The following is a 15,895-nucleotide window of genomic DNA, read 5'->3' on the forward strand; positions in this document are numbered from 1 at the left end:
CTGCACCAGCAGTGATATAGTTCGCGGCCAGTTCGGTCCGCCCAACCCATGGCGTAACTATTGCACATCCGTTGCAAACCAAATTCGCATACATGGTGTCTGAGTGAAAGGCTGCATCCCAAGGAGATTAGATGAGTGCCGATAACGCCTACGCGGTCGAGCTGAAGGGCCTTTCCTTCAAGCGCGGTACGCGCAGCATCTTCAATAACGTCGATATTCGCATTCCTCGCGGAAAAGTCACGGGCATCATGGGGCCTTCCGGTTGCGGCAAGACCACCTTGTTGCGCCTGATGGGCATGCAATTGCGCCCCAGTGCCGGCGAAGTGTGGGTCAACGGCCAGAACCTGCCGACGCTGTCGCGCAGCGATCTGTTCGATGCGCGCAAGCATATGGGAGTACTGTTCCAGAGCGGTGCGCTGTTTACCGACCTCGATGTTTTCGAAAACGTAGCGTTCCCGCTGCGGGTGCATACCCAGCTGTCCGATGAGATGATTCGTGACATTGTGTTGCTCAAGCTGCAGGCCGTAGGGCTTCGCGGGGCCATCGACCTGATGCCTGACGAATTGTCCGGTGGCATGAAGCGTCGTGTCGCCCTGGCGCGAGCCATCGCCCTCGACCCGCAGATCCTCATGTATGACGAGCCTTTCGTGGGCCAGGACCCTATCGCCATGGGCGTACTGGTGCGCCTGATCCGTCTGCTCAACGATGCCTTGGGCATCACCAGCATCGTGGTGTCTCACGACCTGGCCGAAACCGCGAGCATCGCTGACTACCTCTATGTAGTGGGTGATGGCCAGGTGCTGGGGCAGGGGACGCCAGAAGAGCTGATGAACGCCGATAACCCGCGCATTCGCCAATTCATGACCGGCGATCCTGATGGCCCGGTGCCTTTTCACTTTCCGGCAGCGGACTACCGCGCAGATCTTCTGGGGAAGCGCTGATGCGCAAGACATCTCTTATCGAAAAGGTTCGCCTTTTCGGTCGCTCGGGCATCGACATCGTCGAAGTCCTCGGGCGTTCGACTATTTTCCTGTTTCACGCCTTGCTCGGCCGCGGCGGCATCGGCGGCGGCTTTGGCTTGCTGCTCAAGCAACTGCACGCGGTCGGCGTGATGTCCCTGGTGATCATCGTGGTCTCCGGGATGTTCATCGGCATGGTGCTGGCGCTGCAAGGCTTCAACATTCTGTCCAGCTACGGTTCAGAGCAGGCGGTAGGGCAGATGGTTGCCCTGACGCTGTTGCGTGAACTGGGGCCGGTGGTCACCGCGTTGCTGTTCGCCGGGCGTGCAGGTTCTGCGTTGACCGCCGAAATCGGTAACATGAAGTCCACCGAACAGCTGTCCAGCCTGGAAATGATCGGTGTGGACCCGCTCAAGTACATTGTTGCCCCGCGCCTGTGGGCCGGCTTCATTTCCCTTCCGCTGCTGGCGATGATCTTCAGCGTGGTCGGGATCTGGGGCGGTTCGTGGGTGGCGGTGGACTGGTTGGGGGTCTATGACGGTTCCTACTGGGCCAACATGCAAAACAGCGTGACCTTCACGGGCGACGTGCTCAACGGCATCATAAAGAGCATCGTCTTCGCCTTTGTAGTGACCTGGATCGCCGTATTCCAAGGCTATGACTGTGAGCCCACTTCAGAAGGGATCAGTCGCGCCACCACCAAGACCGTTGTATACGCCTCGCTGGCGGTACTGGGCCTTGACTTCATTTTGACCGCCTTGATGTTTGGAGATTTCTGATGCAAAACCGCACTGTGGAGATCGGTGTCGGCCTTTTCTTGCTGGCTGGCATCCTGGCTTTACTGTTGCTGGCCCTGCGGGTCAGTGGCCTGTCGGCCAGCCCCACCGCCGACACCTATAAACTTTATGCGTACTTCGACAATATCGCCGGTTTGACGGTCAGAGCTAAAGTGACCATGGCCGGTGTGACCATCGGCAAGGTCACGGCAATCGATCTGGATCGCGATAGCTTCACCGGCCGAGTGACGATGCAGTTGGACAAGAAGGTAGATAATCTGCCGACTGACTCCACGGCATCTATCCTCACTGCGGGCTTGCTGGGCGAGAAGTACATCGGTGTCAGCGTAGGCGGGGAAACAGCCCTGCTCAAGGATGGCTCGACCATCCACGACACACAGTCGTCGTTGGTGCTTGAAGACCTGATCGGTAAATTCCTGCTCAACACGGTCAATAAAGACGCCAAATGAGGAATCTGTTCATGCTCTCTACCTTGCGACGTGGCCTTCTGGTTCTGCTTGCAGCGCTGCCGTTGATGGCCAACGCAGCCGGTTCTGCCCACGAACTGGTGCAGGACACCACCAACAAAATGTTGGCTGACCTGTCGGCCAACAAGGAAAAGTACAAACAAGACCCGAGCCAGTTCTACAACGCGCTCAATACCATTGTCGGTCCGGTGGTGGATGCCGAAGGCATCTCCAAAAGCATCATGACCGTCAAGTATTCGCGCAAGGCCACACCTGCGCAGATGCAGCGTTTCCAGGAAAACTTCAAGCGCGGCCTGTTCCAGTTCTACGGCAACGCCTTGCTTGAGTACAACAACCAGGGGATCACCGTCGCTCCGGCCGGTGATGAGTCGGGTGACCGCACCAGCGTCAACATGACCGTCAAAGGTACCAATGGTGCCGTGTACCCTGTGCAGTACACGCTGGCGAAGGTCGGCGGCGAGTGGAAACTGCGTAACGTGATCATCAACGGCATCAATATCGGCAAGCTGTTCCGTGACCAGTTCGCCGACGCGATGCAGCGCAATGGCAACGACCTGGACAAGACCATCAATGGTTGGGCCGGCGAAGTGGCCAAGGCCAAGGAAACTTCCGATAAGGAAGCCGGGAAACCAGCGCCATGACCGAGTCGGCTGTTCGTATCGGCGATGCCGGCGAGCTGTTCCTCAGCGGCGTGCTCGATTACCGCACCGGGCCTGGCCTGCGCAAGCAGGGCCAGGCACTGATCAAGGCCAGCACTGCGCCCGCGCTGGTGCTGGATTGCTCGGCGGTAACCAAGTCCAGCAGCGTCGGTTTGTCGTTGCTGTTGTGCTTCATGCGCGATGCTGCTGCGGTAAAAAAGCCGGTCAGTCTCCGTGCGTTGCCTGAAGACATGCGCGAGATCGCCGAGGTTTCCGGCTTGACCGAGCTGTTGGCACACCCGTAATACACATTTATCAGAGAAGCCCTCCGTCAGAGTCCTGCTATGCGGGGTTCGCAGGCGCGGGGCTTTTTTTGTATGATGTGCGACCCGTGCGCACTGGGCGCCGATAGAGGTTGAGCATGCAGGCCCTAGAAGTTAAGAGCTTCCTTGAAGGAAAGCTGCCGGACACGGCTGTAGAAGTTGAAGGCGAAGGCTGCAATTTCCAGCTGAACGTGATCAGCGATGAACTGGCGGCATTGAGCCCGGTCAAGCGTCAGCAGCAGATCTATGCCCATTTGAACCCATGGATCACCGATGGCAGCATCCATGCGGTCACTATGAAATTTTTCAGCCGCGCGGCCTGGGCCGAGCGCACCTGAGCCCCCAAGGCGTCGAGATTCTTATGGATAAATTGATTATTACCGGCGGTGCCCGCCTTGATGGCGAGATCCGCATTTCCGGTGCGAAAAACTCCGCCTTGCCGATCCTGGCAGCGACCCTGCTGTGCGACGGCCCTGTCACGGTGGCCAACCTGCCGCACTTGCACGACATCACCACCATGATTGAGCTGTTCGGCCGCATGGGCATTGAGCCGGTGATCGACGAGAAGTTGTCTGTCGAAATCGACCCACGCACCATCAAGACCCTGATCGCCCCGTACGAGCTGGTGAAAACCATGCGTGCGTCGATCCTGGTGCTTGGCCCGATGGTCGCGCGTTTCGGTGAAGCCGAAGTGGCCCTGCCTGGCGGTTGCGCCATTGGTTCGCGTCCGGTCGACCTGCATATCCGTGGTCTCGAAGCCATGGGCGCGGTCATCGACGTCGAAGGCGGCTATATCAAGGCCAAAGCGCCGGAAGGCGGCTTGCGTGGCGCGAACTTCTTCTTCGATACCGTCAGCGTGACCGGTACCGAGAACATCATGATGGCCGCTGCCCTAGCCAATGGCCGCAGCGTCCTGCAAAACGCCGCGCGCGAGCCGGAAGTGGTCGACCTGGCCAACTTCCTCAACGCCATGGGCGCGAAGGTTTCCGGCGCTGGCACCGACACCATCACTATTGATGGTGTAGAGCGTCTGCACACCGCTACCTATAAAGTCATGCCTGACCGCATTGAGACCGGCACGTACCTGGTTGCCGCTGCCGTTACCGGTGGCCGCGTGAAGGTCAAGGACACCGATCCGACCATTCTCGAAGCCGTCCTGGAAAAACTCAAGGAAGCCGGCGCAGAAATCACCACCGGTGAAGACTGGATCGAGCTGAACATGCACGGCAAGCGGCCAAAAGCCGTCAATGTGCGTACAGCCCCGTACCCGGCATTCCCGACCGACATGCAGGCGCAGTTCATTTCCTTGAACGCGATTGCCGAAGGCACTGGTGCCGTGATCGAGACCATCTTCGAAAACCGTTTCATGCATGTGTACGAACTGCACCGCATGGGCGCCAAGATCCAGGTCGAGGGCAACACCGCCATCGTTACCGGCATCGACAAGCTCAAGGGCGCGCCAGTGATGGCAACTGACCTGCGTGCTTCGGCCAGCCTGGTGATCTCGGCACTCTGTGCCGAAGGCGATACGCTGATCGACCGCATCTACCACATAGACCGTGGCTACGAGTGCATCGAAGAAAAGCTGCAGATGCTCGGCGCTAAAATCCGCCGCGTTCCGGGCTAACCCCCGCTGCACTGTAGGAGCGAGGGGGACGCCTAGTTCTTGCTCGCGAAAAACGTCAACGATAACGGGTTTATCCAGAATAAACGCGGTGCCCATGAGTTCTTCGCGAGCAAGCTCGCTCCTACACACACCGGTTTGTTTCAAATCGAGGCTGTAAGGGCCTCGATCTGTGTCTGGCGCCGTTTGCGACCGGACAGCAATAGCCTGATGAAGGACTGACATTTCCCATGTTGACCATCGCACTGTCCAAGGGCCGCATCCTTGACGACACGCTGCCGCTTCTGGCTGAAGCGGGCATCGTGCCGACCGAGAATCCGGACAAGAGCCGCAAGCTGATCATCCCCACGACCCAGGACGACGTTCGTCTGCTGATCGTGCGGGCTACCGACGTGCCGACCTACGTTGAACATGGCGCCGCCGACCTCGGTGTGGCCGGTAAGGACGTGCTGATGGAATACGGTGGCCAGGGTCTCTACGAGCCACTGGACCTGCGGATCGCGCTGTGCAAACTGATGACCGCCGGTCGTGTCGGCGATGTCGAGCCCAAGGGCCGCCTGCGCGTGGCGACCAAGTTCGTCAACGTCGCCAAACGCTACTATGCCGAACAAGGCCGTCAGGTCGATATCATCAAGCTTTACGGCTCGATGGAGCTGGCGCCGCTGATCGGCTTGGCCGACAAGATCATCGACGTGGTCGACACCGGCAACACCCTGCGCGCCAACGGTCTCGAGCCCCAGGATTTCATTGCCGACATCAGCTCCCGCCTGATCGTCAACAAAGCGTCGATGAAAATGCAACATGCCCGTATCCAGGCGTTGATCGACACCCTGCGCACGGCAGTGGAGTCTCGACACCGCGGTTGACTCACCCGCGTAGCTGAAAAGCTGCGCCCGTCTATCCGCCTCATAGCCAGAATTCTCAGGTGCCCAAGCGGAGCGAACGGTAGTTTAGGGCGCCTGAGTTTTTGCCAATTCTATTGAGGCCCTCGCTATGACCACGTCCACTGCAATTGCCCGACTCAACGCTGCCGACCCGGATTTCGCCGATCATCTGGATCATCTGCTGAGCTGGGAAAGCGTGTCCGATGACTCGGTCAACCAGCGGGTGCTCGAGATCATCAAGGCCGTGCGCGAGCGCGGCGATGCAGCACTGGTGGATTTCACCCGTCAGTTCGACGGCCTGGACGTCAAGTCCATGGCGGACCTGATTCTGCCCCGTGAACGCCTGGAGCTGGCCCTGACGCGCATCACCGCGCCCCAGCGTGAAGCCCTGGAAGTGGCGGCGGCGCGGGTGCGCAGCTATCACGAAAAACAGAAGCAGGATTCCTGGAGCTACACCGAGGCCGACGGCACCGTACTGGGCCAGAAGGTCACGCCGCTGGACCGCGCCGGCCTGTACGTGCCGGGCGGCAAGGCCTCGTACCCGTCTTCGGTGTTGATGAACGCGATTCCGGCCAAAGTGGCAGGCGTGACCGAAGTGGTCATGGTGGTGCCGACCCCGCGTGGTGAAATCAACGAGCTGGTGCTGGCTGCCGCCTGCATTGCCGGGGTCGACCGGGTATTCACCATCGGTGGCGCCCAAGCGGTTGCCGCGTTGGCCTATGGCACCGAAAGCGTACCGAAGGTCGACAAGGTGGTGGGGCCGGGCAATATCTACGTCGCCACCGCCAAGCGCCATGTGTTTGGCCAGGTCGGTATCGACATGATCGCCGGCCCCTCGGAGATCCTGGTGGTGTGTGACGGCCAGACCGACCCGGACTGGATCGCCATGGACCTGTTCTCCCAGGCCGAGCACGACGAAGACGCCCAGGCGATCCTGGTCAGCCCCGACGCCGCGTTCCTTGATCAGGTCGCCGCCAGCATCAACAAGCTGTTGCCGACCATGGAGCGCGCCGAGATCATCGAGAAATCGATCAATGGCCGTGGCGCACTGATTCTGGTCCGCGACATGGAGCAAGCCATCGAAGTGGCCAACCGTATCGCGCCGGAGCACCTTGAGCTGTCCGTAGCGGACCCACAAGCCTGGTTGCCATCGATCCGCCACGCTGGCGCGATCTTCATGGGCCGCCACACCAGCGAAGCCCTGGGCGACTACTGTGCAGGTCCGAACCACGTATTGCCGACCTCCGGCACCGCGCGCTTTTCGTCGCCGCTGGGGGTGTATGACTTCCAGAAGCGTTCATCGATCATCTTCTGTTCGCCCCAGGGCGCGTCCGAATTGGGCAAGACCGCCTCGGTGCTGGCCCGTGGCGAATCGCTGAGCGCCCACGCGCGCAGCGCTGAATATCGCATCCTCAAGGGAGAGTAAGGCATGAGCAAATTCTGGAGCCCTTTCGTCAAGGACCTGGTGCCTTACGTGCCCGGCGAGCAGCCAAAGCTGACCAAGCTGATCAAGCTCAATACTAACGAAAACCCCTATGGCCCTTCGCCCAAAGCGTTAGAGGCCATGCGGGCCGAGTTGAACGACGACCTGCGTTTGTACTCGGACCCCAACAGCGACCGACTCAAGCAAGCGGTGGCGAAGTATTACGGCGTCGAGGCGAACAAGGTGTTCCTTGGTAATGGCTCCGATGAAGTCCTGGCGCATATCTTTCACGGCCTGTTCCAGCACGAGTTGCCGCTTTTGTTCCCGGATATCAGCTACAGCTTCTATCCGGTTTACTGCGGTCTTTATGGCATCAAGTCTGACCCTGTGCCGCTGGACGAACAGTTCCAGATCAACGTGGCGGATTACGCCAAGCCCAATGGTGGGATCATCTTTCCCAACCCTAACGCGCCAACCGGTTGCCTGCTGGCGCTGGACGCTGTGGAGCAAATCCTCAAGGCCAACCCGGAATCGGTCGTGGTTGTGGACGAGGCTTATATCGACTTCGGTGGCGAAACTGCAATCACCCTGGTGGATCATTACCCGAACCTGCTGGTGACCCAGACGTTGTCCAAGTCGCGCTCGCTGGCGGGCCTGCGGGTTGGCCTGGCGGTGGGACATCCGGACCTGATCGAAGCGTTGGAGCGGGTCAAGAACAGCTTCAACTCCTACCCGCTGGATCGCCTGGCGATTGTCGGCGCTGCCGTGGCGTTTGAGGACCGTGAATACTTTGAGAAGACCTGCGGGTGGGTGATAGACAGCCGTGAAAAACTCACCGGCCAGTTGCAGGCCAAGGGGTTTGAAGTGTTGCCTTCGGCAGCCAACTTCATCTTTGCGCGCCACCCACGGCATGACGCGGCGGGCCTGGCGGCCAAATTGCGTGAGCAAGGGGTGATCGTGCGGCACTTCAAGCAGGAGCGGATTGCCCAGTTCCTGCGGATCAGCATCGGGACGCCGGAGCAGAACCAGGCGCTGATCGATGGGCTTGGCGAGCTCTAACGGGCGCTGAAATCAAATGTGGGAGGGGGCTTGCCCCCGATGGCGATGTCTCAGTCAATACATCAGTGACTGATACGCCGCCATCGGGGGCAAGCCCCCTCCCACATTGGTTTTGCAGTGTTGGTTAGAGCAACGGCTCATCCGGCTTTTTGTGCTTCCAACCATCATTGCCCGGCAACAGCAGGTTCAAACCAATCGCTACCACCGCGCACAAGGCGATGCCCTTGAGGCCGAAATCGTCCGGGCCGGTGCCGGTACCCACCAGTACACCGCCAATCCCGAATACCAGCGTCACCGACACAATCACCAGGTTGCGCGCTTCACCCAGGTCGATCCTGTGGCGAATCAGCGTATTCATCCCCACCGCCGCAATTGAGCCGAACAGCAGGCACAGAATTCCGCCCATCACCGGCACCGGAATGCTCTGCAGCAGCGCGCCGAACTTGCCGATAAACGCCAGGCTGATGGCAAACACCGCGGCCCAGGTCATGATTTTCGGGTTGTAGTTCTTGGTCAGCATCACCGCGCCCGTCACTTCGGCGTAGGTGGTATTGGGCGGGCCGCCAAACAGGCCGGCGGCCGTGGTGGCAATCCCGTCACCCAGCAACGTGCGGTGCAGGCCGGGCTTCTTCAGGTAGTCGCGACCGGTCACGCTGCCGACCGCTATCACGCCACCGATATGCTCGATCGCAGGGGCCAGGGCCACCGGCACGATAAACAGGATGGCCTGCCAGTTGAACTCCGGCGCGGTGAAGTGGGGCAGGGCGAACCACGGCGCGGCGGCGATCTTCGCCGTGTCGACCACGCCAAAGTAGAACGACATGGCAAACCCCACCAGCACGCCGGAGATGATCGGCACCAGGCGGAAGATGCCCTTGCCGAACACCGCCACGATCAAGGTGGTCAGCAGCGCGGGCATCGAGATCAGCATGGCCGTCTGGTAGTGGATCAGCTCGGCGCCGTCGCCGGACTTGCCCATCGCCATATTGGCGGCGATCGGCGCCATGGCCAGGCCGATGGAAATGATCACCGGGCCGATCACCACCGGCGGCAGCAGTCGGTCGATGAAACCGGTGCCTTTGACCTTCACGGCAAGGCCCAGGAAGGTATAGACGAAACCCGCCGCCATCACCCCGCCCATGGTCGCTGCCAGGCCGAATTGGCCCTTGGCGAGAATGATCGGGGTGATGAATGCAAAGCTCGAGGCCAGGAACACCGGCACCTGCCGCCCGGTCACCACCTGGAACAGCAGCGTGCCTAAGCCTGCGGTGAACAGTGCGACGTTTGGATCAAGGCCTGTGATCAGCGGCATCAACACCAGCGCACCAAATGCTACGAAGAGCATTTGTGCGCCAGACAGGATCTGGCGCCAAAGCGGGTCGTTGAATTCATCCTGCATGCTCACGCGTCCTTCTGCTTGGTGCCGAAGATCTTGTCACCGGCATCGCCCAGGCCTGGGATGATGTAGCCGTGTTCATTCAGGCGCTCGTCGATGGAGGCGGTGTAGATCTGTACATCAGGGTGCGCTTTTTCGACGGCGGCGATGCCTTCGGGCGCGGCGACCAGCACCATGGCGCGGATGTCCTTGCAGCCGGCTTTTTTCAACAGGTCGATGGTGGCGACCATGGAGCTGCCGGTGGCGAGCATCGGGTCGATGATCATGGCCAGGCGTTCGTTGATTTCCGGGACGAGTTTTTCCAGGTACGTGTGGGCCTGCAATGTTTCTTCGTTGCGGGCCACGCCGACGGCGCTGACCTTGGCGCCCGGGATCAGGCTGAGCACGCCTTCGAGCATGCCGATACCGGCGCGCAGGATCGGCACCACGGTAATTTTCTTACCGGCAATTTTCTCGACCTGTACGGGACCGGCCCAACCGGGGATCTCGTAGGTTTCCAAGGGTAAGTCCTTGGTGGCTTCGTAAGTGAGCAGCGCTCCAACTTCCTGAGCAAGCTCACGGAAATTCTTCGTGCTGATGTCGGCACGGCGCATAAGGCCGAGTTTGTGTCGGATCAGCGGGTGGCGGATCTCGCGAGTGGGCATGGGAAAGGCTCCGGCGGCGGGCAAAAAAACCGGCCTAGATTAATCTATCCGAGGGTGTTGTCCTATAGACATCTAGCACGTTAGTCCATTAAGGCTTGCTCGGAGCGCAGTAGAAGCGTAACTTCGCCCGCTTTTCTTGCCACAGCACCCCTTGGAGAGCGCCATGTCCGCTGATCTCGAGCATATCCGTCAAATCATGCACGAGGCTGACTGCCTGTACACCGAAGCGCAAGTCGAAGCAGCGATCGCCAAGGTCGGCGCGCACATCACCCGCGAAATGGCCGACACCAACCCGGTGGTCTTCTGCGTGATGAACGGTGGCCTGATCTTCGCCGGCAAATTGCTCACTCACCTGCAATTCCCGCTGGAAGCCTCTTATCTGCACGCTACCCGCTATCGCAACGAAACCAGCGGCGGTGATCTGTTCTGGAAGGCCAAGCCGGAAGTTTCGTTTATCGACCGTGACGTGCTGATCATCGATGACATCCTCGACGAAGGGCACACCCTGGGCGCGATCATCGACTTCTGCAAGCATGCCGGCGCGCGCAAAGTGCACACCGCCGTGCTGATCGACAAAGACCACGACCGCAAGGCGCGCCCTGAGCTCAAAGCCGATTTCGTCGGGCTGCCGTGCATCGACCGCTATATCTTCGGTTATGGCATGGACTACAAGGGCTACTGGCGCAACGCCAATGGCATCTACGCGGTTAAAGGAATGTAATCGATGGCCCGCTTTCTTGATCAGACGTTATTTGCAGAGTTGGCCGAGAAAGCGGGCGCCAGCCCCCGTGGCCGGCACCACCACAATTTCCACCAGATGGAAGAGCCGTGTCATCGCCTCGCCGTGGCCCTGCAGCCGAGTACCTATGTACCGCCGCATCGGCACCTCAGCGCGGACAAGGCGGAAACCTTGCTGGTGCTCCAGGGGCGACTGGGCCTGCTGATATTCAGCGACACCGGTGAGGTCATCACCAAGCGCGTGATGCAGGCAGGGGGCGAATGCGCGGGCGTCGACCTGCCGCCGGGCGTGTTCCATGGCCTGGTGGTGCTGGAGCCTGATACGGTGATGTTCGAGTGCAAGGCCGGGCCCTATCGACCGGTGGGCGAGGGTGAGTTGGCCGATTGGGCGCCCCGCGAGGGCGATGCCGGTGTGGCTGACTACCAACGCTGGATGCTCGCCCAGTTCGATTGAGCTGCAGTGCTGCTGTAGCCAGAACACCGGCTCTTCAGCGCTTTCGAAGCCTGTGCACCACAGGTAGACTTCAACCCCCGTATCAATGTCTGCAGGCTGGAGTCGGTAATGCGTAAAGATAAAAAACAGGTGATCGGTGACGAGATCGGCGACGACCAGATCAAATTGTTCCTGGACTTCGAGCCGGTCGATGCGACGTCCCCGTCCCTGCACAAACTGATCAAGGCCTATCGCGGCCTGCGTATCGACGACTTCGAGCGCTTCCTGGGATTCTTCAAGGAAGCCGGTCTGGACCTGGATGGCAAGGATGAGCACGGCCAGACCTTTGTCGACCTGATCAAGGACCAGCGCAACGCCGCCGAGTACATCGAGCTGATCGACAAAGCCCGCGGCTGATTATCCGAGCCATAAAAAAACGCCCCGGCCTCATAAGAGTCCGGGGCGTTTCGCTTTTAACGGCAGGAGCGAGCTTGCTCGCGAAGAACCTGAGAGCGCCGCATCAAACCAGATGCGCTGCGTTATCGTTATCGTTTTGCGCGAGCGAGCTCGCTCCTGCAGGATCCACCAGCTCCAGGCTGATGTTGTTCTGCGTATTGATCTTGCGATACAGCTCGGCATCCGTCTCCAGCACGTTCTCGCGCGCCGGGAAGATCTCGTGCAGCTTGGTCGCCCATTCGCCCTTGGCTTTCTCCGGGAAGCAGCGCTCGATCAGGTCAAGCATGATCGACACCGTCACCGAAGCGCCCGGCGAGGCACCCAGCAGCGCCGCCAGCGAACCATCCTTGGCCGCCACCAGCTCGGTGCCGAATTGCAGCACGCCGCCTTTCTTCGGGTCTTTCTTGATGATCTGTACCCGCTGGCCGGCCACTTCCAGACGCCAGTCTTCGGCTTTCGCCTCGGGGTAGAAACGGCGCAGGGATTCCAGGCGCTGCTCCATGGACTGGCGCACTTCGCTGACCAGGTACTTGGTCAGGTCCATGTTGTCGCGCGCCACGGCGAGCATCGGGCCGATGTTGCCGGCACGAATCGACATCGGCAGGTCCAGGAACGAGCCGTGCTTGAGGAATTTGGTGGTGAACCCGGCGTATGGCCCGAACAGCAGGGACTTCTTGCCATCCACCACGCGAGTGTCCAGGTGCGGTACGGACATCGGTGGCGAGCCCACGGCGGCCTGGCTATAGACCTTGGCCTGATGCTGCCTGACCACTTCCGGATTGTCGCAGCGCAGCCACTGGCCGCTGACCGGGAAACCGCCAAAGCCTTTGCTTTCTTCGATGCCCGACGCCTGCAGCAGCGGCAGTGCCGCACCGCCGGCGCCGAGGAAGACGAACTTGGCATCCACGTCGCGGCTGTTGCCGCTGTTGACGTCCTTGATGCTGACGGTCCAGCCGGCACCATTGCGCTTGAGGCCGGTGACGCGCTTGCAGTACTTGACCTGGGCGTCCGCCGAACTGGTCAGGTGGCTGAGCAGTTGGTTGGTCAGGGCGCCGAAGTTGACGTCAGTACCGTTCATCACGCGGGTCGCGGCGATTTTTTCGTCCAGCGGGCGGCCCGGCATCATCAGCGGCATCCACTCGGCCATCTCGCTGCGGTCTTCGGTGTAGTGCATGTCCGAAAACGCATGGTGCTGGCTGAGGGTTTCAAAACGCTTCTTGAGGAAGGCAACGCCGTTTTCGCCCTGCACGAAACTCAGGTGCGGGACCGGGCTGATAAAGGATTTGGACGAGCCAAAGGTGCCTTTTTTGGTCAGGTACGCCCAGAACTGTTTCGACACCTCGAACTGGGTGTTGATGTGCACGGCTTTCTTGATGTCGATGGAGCCATCGGCGGCCTGCGGCGTGTAGTTCAGCTCACACAGCCCGGCGTGGCCGGTACCGGCGTTGTTCCACGGGTTGGAACTCTCCGCGGCACCCGAATCCATCAGCTCAACGACTTCCAGCTTGAGGCCGGGGTCGAGCTCCTTGAGCAGTACGGCCAGGGTGGCACTCATGATGCCGGCCCCTACCAGAACTACGTCGACTGCTTCGTTATGCGCCATTTAACGCGTCTCCAAAATCTGCAGCACCAAATTGACGGCATGGCTGCCAGGAGTGACGGGGCGGTTCACGTGTTGCCCCAGGTTACCCATGGCCAGGATCGCCATGTCCGTTTCGCAATTCTTTGCAACTTCAGCGCACGCTTCCTGCCCGGCTAATCTGCCTATGAACGCATTCATGGGCGCCTGTGGCAATTCGACTTATGGTCAAAGCGCGCGATCCGTGCAACCAATCCGTAGCGGACAGGCTCAAGCTCCGGTTGTCGAGGAGTACTCGGTCCTGTGTTGGGCTGTTCCAGACGCTGATGGTGCTTGTACAAACGCCAAACTATTCATTTGCTCGCCACACTCTTGTGAAGTTGTGAAAACCCGTTTTTTCACGCTCTTTTGAAGACGTGAACCTCAAAAAAGGGCTGCCCAGCCTGGCACCTGGCCCGTGAAACGGGCAACAAACTCAAGTGGCCGAGCGCAATGGCAGCTCTGGCAGATTCGATAAAGACGGGTGGTTTGCAAAGGAAACAGCAAGCACGCCAGCTTCACTCGATCTGTGTGGGCGGCTCTCTGTGGGCAATTGGGAGGTTAATGCCGAGGCAATAACGATGCTGCGGGGCCCGATCAGGAGACGTCCTTATAATCGGGGGGAGATTGTAGCGAAGAACGCCGGGGAAATGGGCGTGTTTTATGACTTTTATTAGTGCGCTGGTCAGGAGGCCAACGCTTGTCGCGAAGATGCGCGTACAAACTCGGGGCTGACCCGTGCACTGGCCGGCAGCGGGCGGTGCATCCAGCCAAGGTGTGTCTCTGCAACTTCCACCCAGCCTTCACCGACGGGCGGCAAGCTGCATTGCTTGAACGCCAGGCAATGGCCGTGGGCGTCGAGCAGGGCGAAGTGGCGATGGCGGGCGTGGGAGAAGAACAATGACTTGAGAAGGCGCATGACGATGTACCGGTTGCGTTACATGCTTGAAGGTTCTCAGTCTGCCATGACATTGGAATGACGATTTTATGTGAAATTGTAATTTGCCCATGCCTTCAGCTGCGGTTCAGGATTGCTGGTGAGTGACGCGCGAGCACCGTTATACTGGCGGCCTGTGTGCGCCTAGTCCTGGAGAAATGAGTATGTTGCAACGCCTGTTGTTCGGTTTGATCACTGTGACCAGTTTGGCTTTGGTTGGCTGCGCCAACAGCCCGCAACAACTCAGCCCGCAACCCAAAGTCACGGCGCAGTTGGCCCCGGTCGGTCACGGCCAGCCGGTGTCGGTGCGTGTGGTAGATGGCCGTCCGTCACCTACGCTGGGTTCGCGTGGCGGCCTGTACCCGGAGACCGCGCTGATTTCGGTGACCGGCGAGGACGTGCTGCCCAAGCTGCAGGCCCAGGCTGAAGCCGCTGTGCGCTTGTTGGGCTTTACCCCGACCAACACGCCGGGTGCGCCGCAACTGACCGTCACCCTGGCCGAACTGAAATACCAGTCGCCCAAGGAAGGCCTGTATGTGACCGAAGCGTCCATCGGCGCGACCTTCAAGTCCGACGTCAGCGCCGGTACGCGTCGCTACAGCGGCCGCTACGCCGCATCCCTCAACCAGCGCTTCGGTATGTCGCCGAACCAGGAAACCAACACCAAGCTGGTCAGCGATGTGCTCAGCGATGCCTTGACCCGATTGTTCAAGGACCCAAGCATCGGCCAGTTGCTCAGTTCGCAATAAGCTGTTCAAAAAAACCGGGCTCATCGCTGAGCCCGGTTTTTTTACGCCTGGCGCTTCACGCCGCCGTGTCGACATAAAAATCCAACATGCTCACGCCAGTGAGTAAATCCAGCTCCGGAAGGTCGGCATGCACCTGCCCGGCGAGGGCGCAATACACCAGCCAGTGGCGGTCCTGGACGTTGAACGCAAGGCCGCCAACCAACGCCTCCTGTTCATCGCTTGGGGCAATCAGATACAGCCGGTCCTGGTTTTGCGCATGCAGCATGACAAGCACCTCACGTCGAAGGGCATCAGAGTGGCTTGTTAAGGTGACGTTCAGGTGACGCTGTAAATTACTGGATACATTAGCCGTCAACGGGGAGGGAGCAGTAACGGCGCAGGAAGCCACTATCGTTCAGGTTTGTATCTGGACCGATACCCGAATACTGTTTCGCCGAGGTTTGCGATGGCGTTGCCCGCGCTGCTCATCAATGCTGTAGCCCTATTGATTGCCTGCTCGGGCGCCGTAGTGCTGTTCCTGACCCGCCTGCGCGCGCAGCGTGCGATGGCCGACCTCGCGCTGCGCAGCGAAGAGCGGGCCATAGACCAACCGATGCTGTTTCTGGATACGCGCACCGAACGGGCCTATCGCCAGGCTTACCGCGTCGGGTTTGCGGGCCTGGGGCTGGCGCTGGTTCTATCCTGGCTCAGCACCCACCTTTAAAGACACCGGAGCAAAATGTGGGAGGGCGCTTGCCCCCGATGACGGTG

The 15,895-nt window shown here is 60.0% G+C and carries 20 protein-coding genes; 15 read left to right on the forward strand and 5 right to left on the reverse strand.

Annotation, left to right across the window (positions count from 1 at the left end):
• Positions 1-131 precede the first annotated feature (131 nt).
• The 10 genes from C4J89_RS04555 to hisC all read left to right on the forward strand — a co-directional run bounded on the left by C4J89_RS04555 (position 132) and on the right by hisC (position 8,174).
• Positions 132-941, forward strand: a complete 810-nt coding sequence (locus tag C4J89_RS04555) for an ATP-binding cassette domain-containing protein (protein WP_057724577.1) — start codon at positions 132-134, stop codon at positions 939-941.
• On the forward strand, positions 941-1,738 hold the full coding sequence (gene mlaE, locus C4J89_RS04560; RefSeq protein ID WP_057021555.1) for a lipid asymmetry maintenance ABC transporter permease subunit MlaE: 798 nt from the start codon (positions 941-943) through the stop codon (positions 1,736-1,738). Before C4J89_RS04555 ends, mlaE begins: the two co-directional genes overlap by 1 nt.
• Positions 1,738-2,205, forward strand: coding sequence for an outer membrane lipid asymmetry maintenance protein MlaD (mlaD, locus tag C4J89_RS04565; RefSeq protein WP_003171814.1), 468 nt, complete (start codon positions 1,738-1,740; stop codon positions 2,203-2,205). The genes mlaE and mlaD overlap by 1 nt, the downstream gene beginning before the upstream one ends.
• 11 nt (positions 2,206-2,216) lie before the next feature.
• Positions 2,217-2,864: a phospholipid-binding protein MlaC gene (locus tag C4J89_RS04570; RefSeq protein ID WP_124361318.1), complete on the forward strand. Its 648-nt coding sequence runs from the start codon at positions 2,217-2,219 to the stop codon at positions 2,862-2,864.
• The gene (locus C4J89_RS04575) at positions 2,861-3,166 is read left to right on the forward strand and encodes a lipid asymmetry maintenance protein MlaB (RefSeq protein WP_124413865.1); all 306 of its coding nucleotides are present in this window, start codon (positions 2,861-2,863) and stop codon (positions 3,164-3,166) included. Before C4J89_RS04570 ends, C4J89_RS04575 begins: the two co-directional genes overlap by 4 nt.
• A gap of 116 nt (positions 3,167-3,282) precedes the next feature.
• The gene (locus C4J89_RS04580; protein WP_124361320.1) at positions 3,283-3,522 is read left to right on the forward strand and encodes a BolA family protein; all 240 of its coding nucleotides are present in this window, start codon (positions 3,283-3,285) and stop codon (positions 3,520-3,522) included.
• Positions 3,523-3,545: 23 nt separating this feature from the next.
• Positions 3,546-4,811 (forward strand): UDP-N-acetylglucosamine 1-carboxyvinyltransferase, encoded by a 1,266-nt coding sequence (gene murA, locus C4J89_RS04585; protein ID WP_124361321.1) that lies wholly within the window; start codon positions 3,546-3,548, stop codon positions 4,809-4,811.
• A 227-nt stretch (positions 4,812-5,038) separates the two neighbouring features.
• Entirely contained in the window at positions 5,039-5,674 is a 636-nt protein-coding gene (gene hisG, locus C4J89_RS04595; protein WP_003171824.1) for an ATP phosphoribosyltransferase, read from the forward strand.
• Positions 5,675-5,801: 127 nt separating this feature from the next.
• On the forward strand, positions 5,802-7,118 hold the full coding sequence (gene hisD, locus C4J89_RS04600; RefSeq protein WP_124403098.1) for a histidinol dehydrogenase: 1,317 nt from the start codon (positions 5,802-5,804) through the stop codon (positions 7,116-7,118).
• Positions 7,119-7,121: 3 nt separating this feature from the next.
• Entirely contained in the window at positions 7,122-8,174 is a 1,053-nt protein-coding gene (hisC, locus tag C4J89_RS04605; protein ID WP_124361323.1) for a histidinol-phosphate transaminase, read from the forward strand.
• Between the two features lie 124 nt (positions 8,175-8,298).
• Here the strand turns inward: hisC and C4J89_RS04610 are convergent, their stop codons facing one another.
• Both C4J89_RS04610 and upp read right to left on the reverse strand, forming a co-directional pair.
• The gene (locus C4J89_RS04610; protein ID WP_124361324.1) at positions 8,299-9,573 is read right to left on the reverse strand and encodes a uracil-xanthine permease family protein; all 1,275 of its coding nucleotides are present in this window, start codon (positions 9,571-9,573) and stop codon (positions 8,299-8,301) included.
• Between the two features lie 2 nt (positions 9,574-9,575).
• On the reverse strand, positions 9,576-10,214 hold the full coding sequence (gene upp / locus C4J89_RS04615; protein WP_017138223.1) for a uracil phosphoribosyltransferase: 639 nt from the start codon (positions 10,212-10,214) through the stop codon (positions 9,576-9,578).
• 163 nt (positions 10,215-10,377) lie between these two features.
• On the opposite strand from upp, the gene C4J89_RS04620 reads away from it, so the two are divergent.
• From C4J89_RS04620 to C4J89_RS04630, 3 genes are all read left to right on the forward strand, one after another.
• A complete protein-coding gene (locus C4J89_RS04620) occupies positions 10,378-10,935 on the forward strand; it encodes a hypoxanthine-guanine phosphoribosyltransferase (RefSeq protein WP_065885799.1) in 558 nt (185 codons plus the stop codon).
• Between the two features lie 3 nt (positions 10,936-10,938).
• Positions 10,939-11,406 carry a WbuC family cupin fold metalloprotein gene (locus C4J89_RS04625; RefSeq protein ID WP_124365850.1) on the forward strand — a complete coding sequence of 156 codons (468 nt, stop codon included), beginning with the start codon at positions 10,939-10,941 and terminating at the stop codon, positions 11,404-11,406.
• Positions 11,407-11,514: 108 nt separating this feature from the next.
• The gene (locus C4J89_RS04630; protein WP_124361326.1) at positions 11,515-11,802 is read left to right on the forward strand and encodes a PA4642 family protein; all 288 of its coding nucleotides are present in this window, start codon (positions 11,515-11,517) and stop codon (positions 11,800-11,802) included.
• 103 nt (positions 11,803-11,905) lie between these two features.
• Here C4J89_RS04630 and mqo read toward each other — a convergent pair whose 3' ends face one another.
• Together mqo and C4J89_RS04640 are read right to left on the reverse strand one after the other, a co-directional pair.
• Complete coding sequence (gene mqo, locus C4J89_RS04635; protein WP_124361327.1) at positions 11,906-13,444, reverse strand: malate dehydrogenase (quinone); 1,539 nt, start codon at positions 13,442-13,444, stop codon at positions 11,906-11,908.
• 700 nt (positions 13,445-14,144) lie between these two features.
• Entirely contained in the window at positions 14,145-14,378 is a 234-nt protein-coding gene (locus C4J89_RS04640) for a hypothetical protein (protein WP_124361328.1), read from the reverse strand.
• A gap of 182 nt (positions 14,379-14,560) precedes the next feature.
• Between C4J89_RS04640 and C4J89_RS04645 the strand changes: the two genes are divergently transcribed.
• Positions 14,561-15,145 (forward strand): YajG family lipoprotein, encoded by a 585-nt coding sequence (locus C4J89_RS04645; RefSeq protein WP_124361329.1) that lies wholly within the window; start codon positions 14,561-14,563, stop codon positions 15,143-15,145.
• Positions 15,146-15,200: 55 nt separating this feature from the next.
• Here the strand turns inward: C4J89_RS04645 and C4J89_RS04650 are convergent, their stop codons facing one another.
• Positions 15,201-15,410 (reverse strand): hypothetical protein, encoded by a 210-nt coding sequence (locus C4J89_RS04650; protein ID WP_124361330.1) that lies wholly within the window; start codon positions 15,408-15,410, stop codon positions 15,201-15,203.
• 180 nt (positions 15,411-15,590) lie between these two features.
• Between C4J89_RS04650 and C4J89_RS04655 the strand changes: the two genes are divergently transcribed.
• Positions 15,591-15,848, forward strand: coding sequence for a hypothetical protein (locus C4J89_RS04655; protein ID WP_124413867.1), 258 nt, complete (start codon positions 15,591-15,593; stop codon positions 15,846-15,848).
• The last annotated feature ends 47 nt before the right edge of the window (positions 15,849-15,895 follow it).

The organism is Pseudomonas sp. R4-35-07 (assembly GCF_003852235.1).
GTDB lineage: Bacteria > Pseudomonadota > Gammaproteobacteria > Pseudomonadales > Pseudomonadaceae > Aquipseudomonas.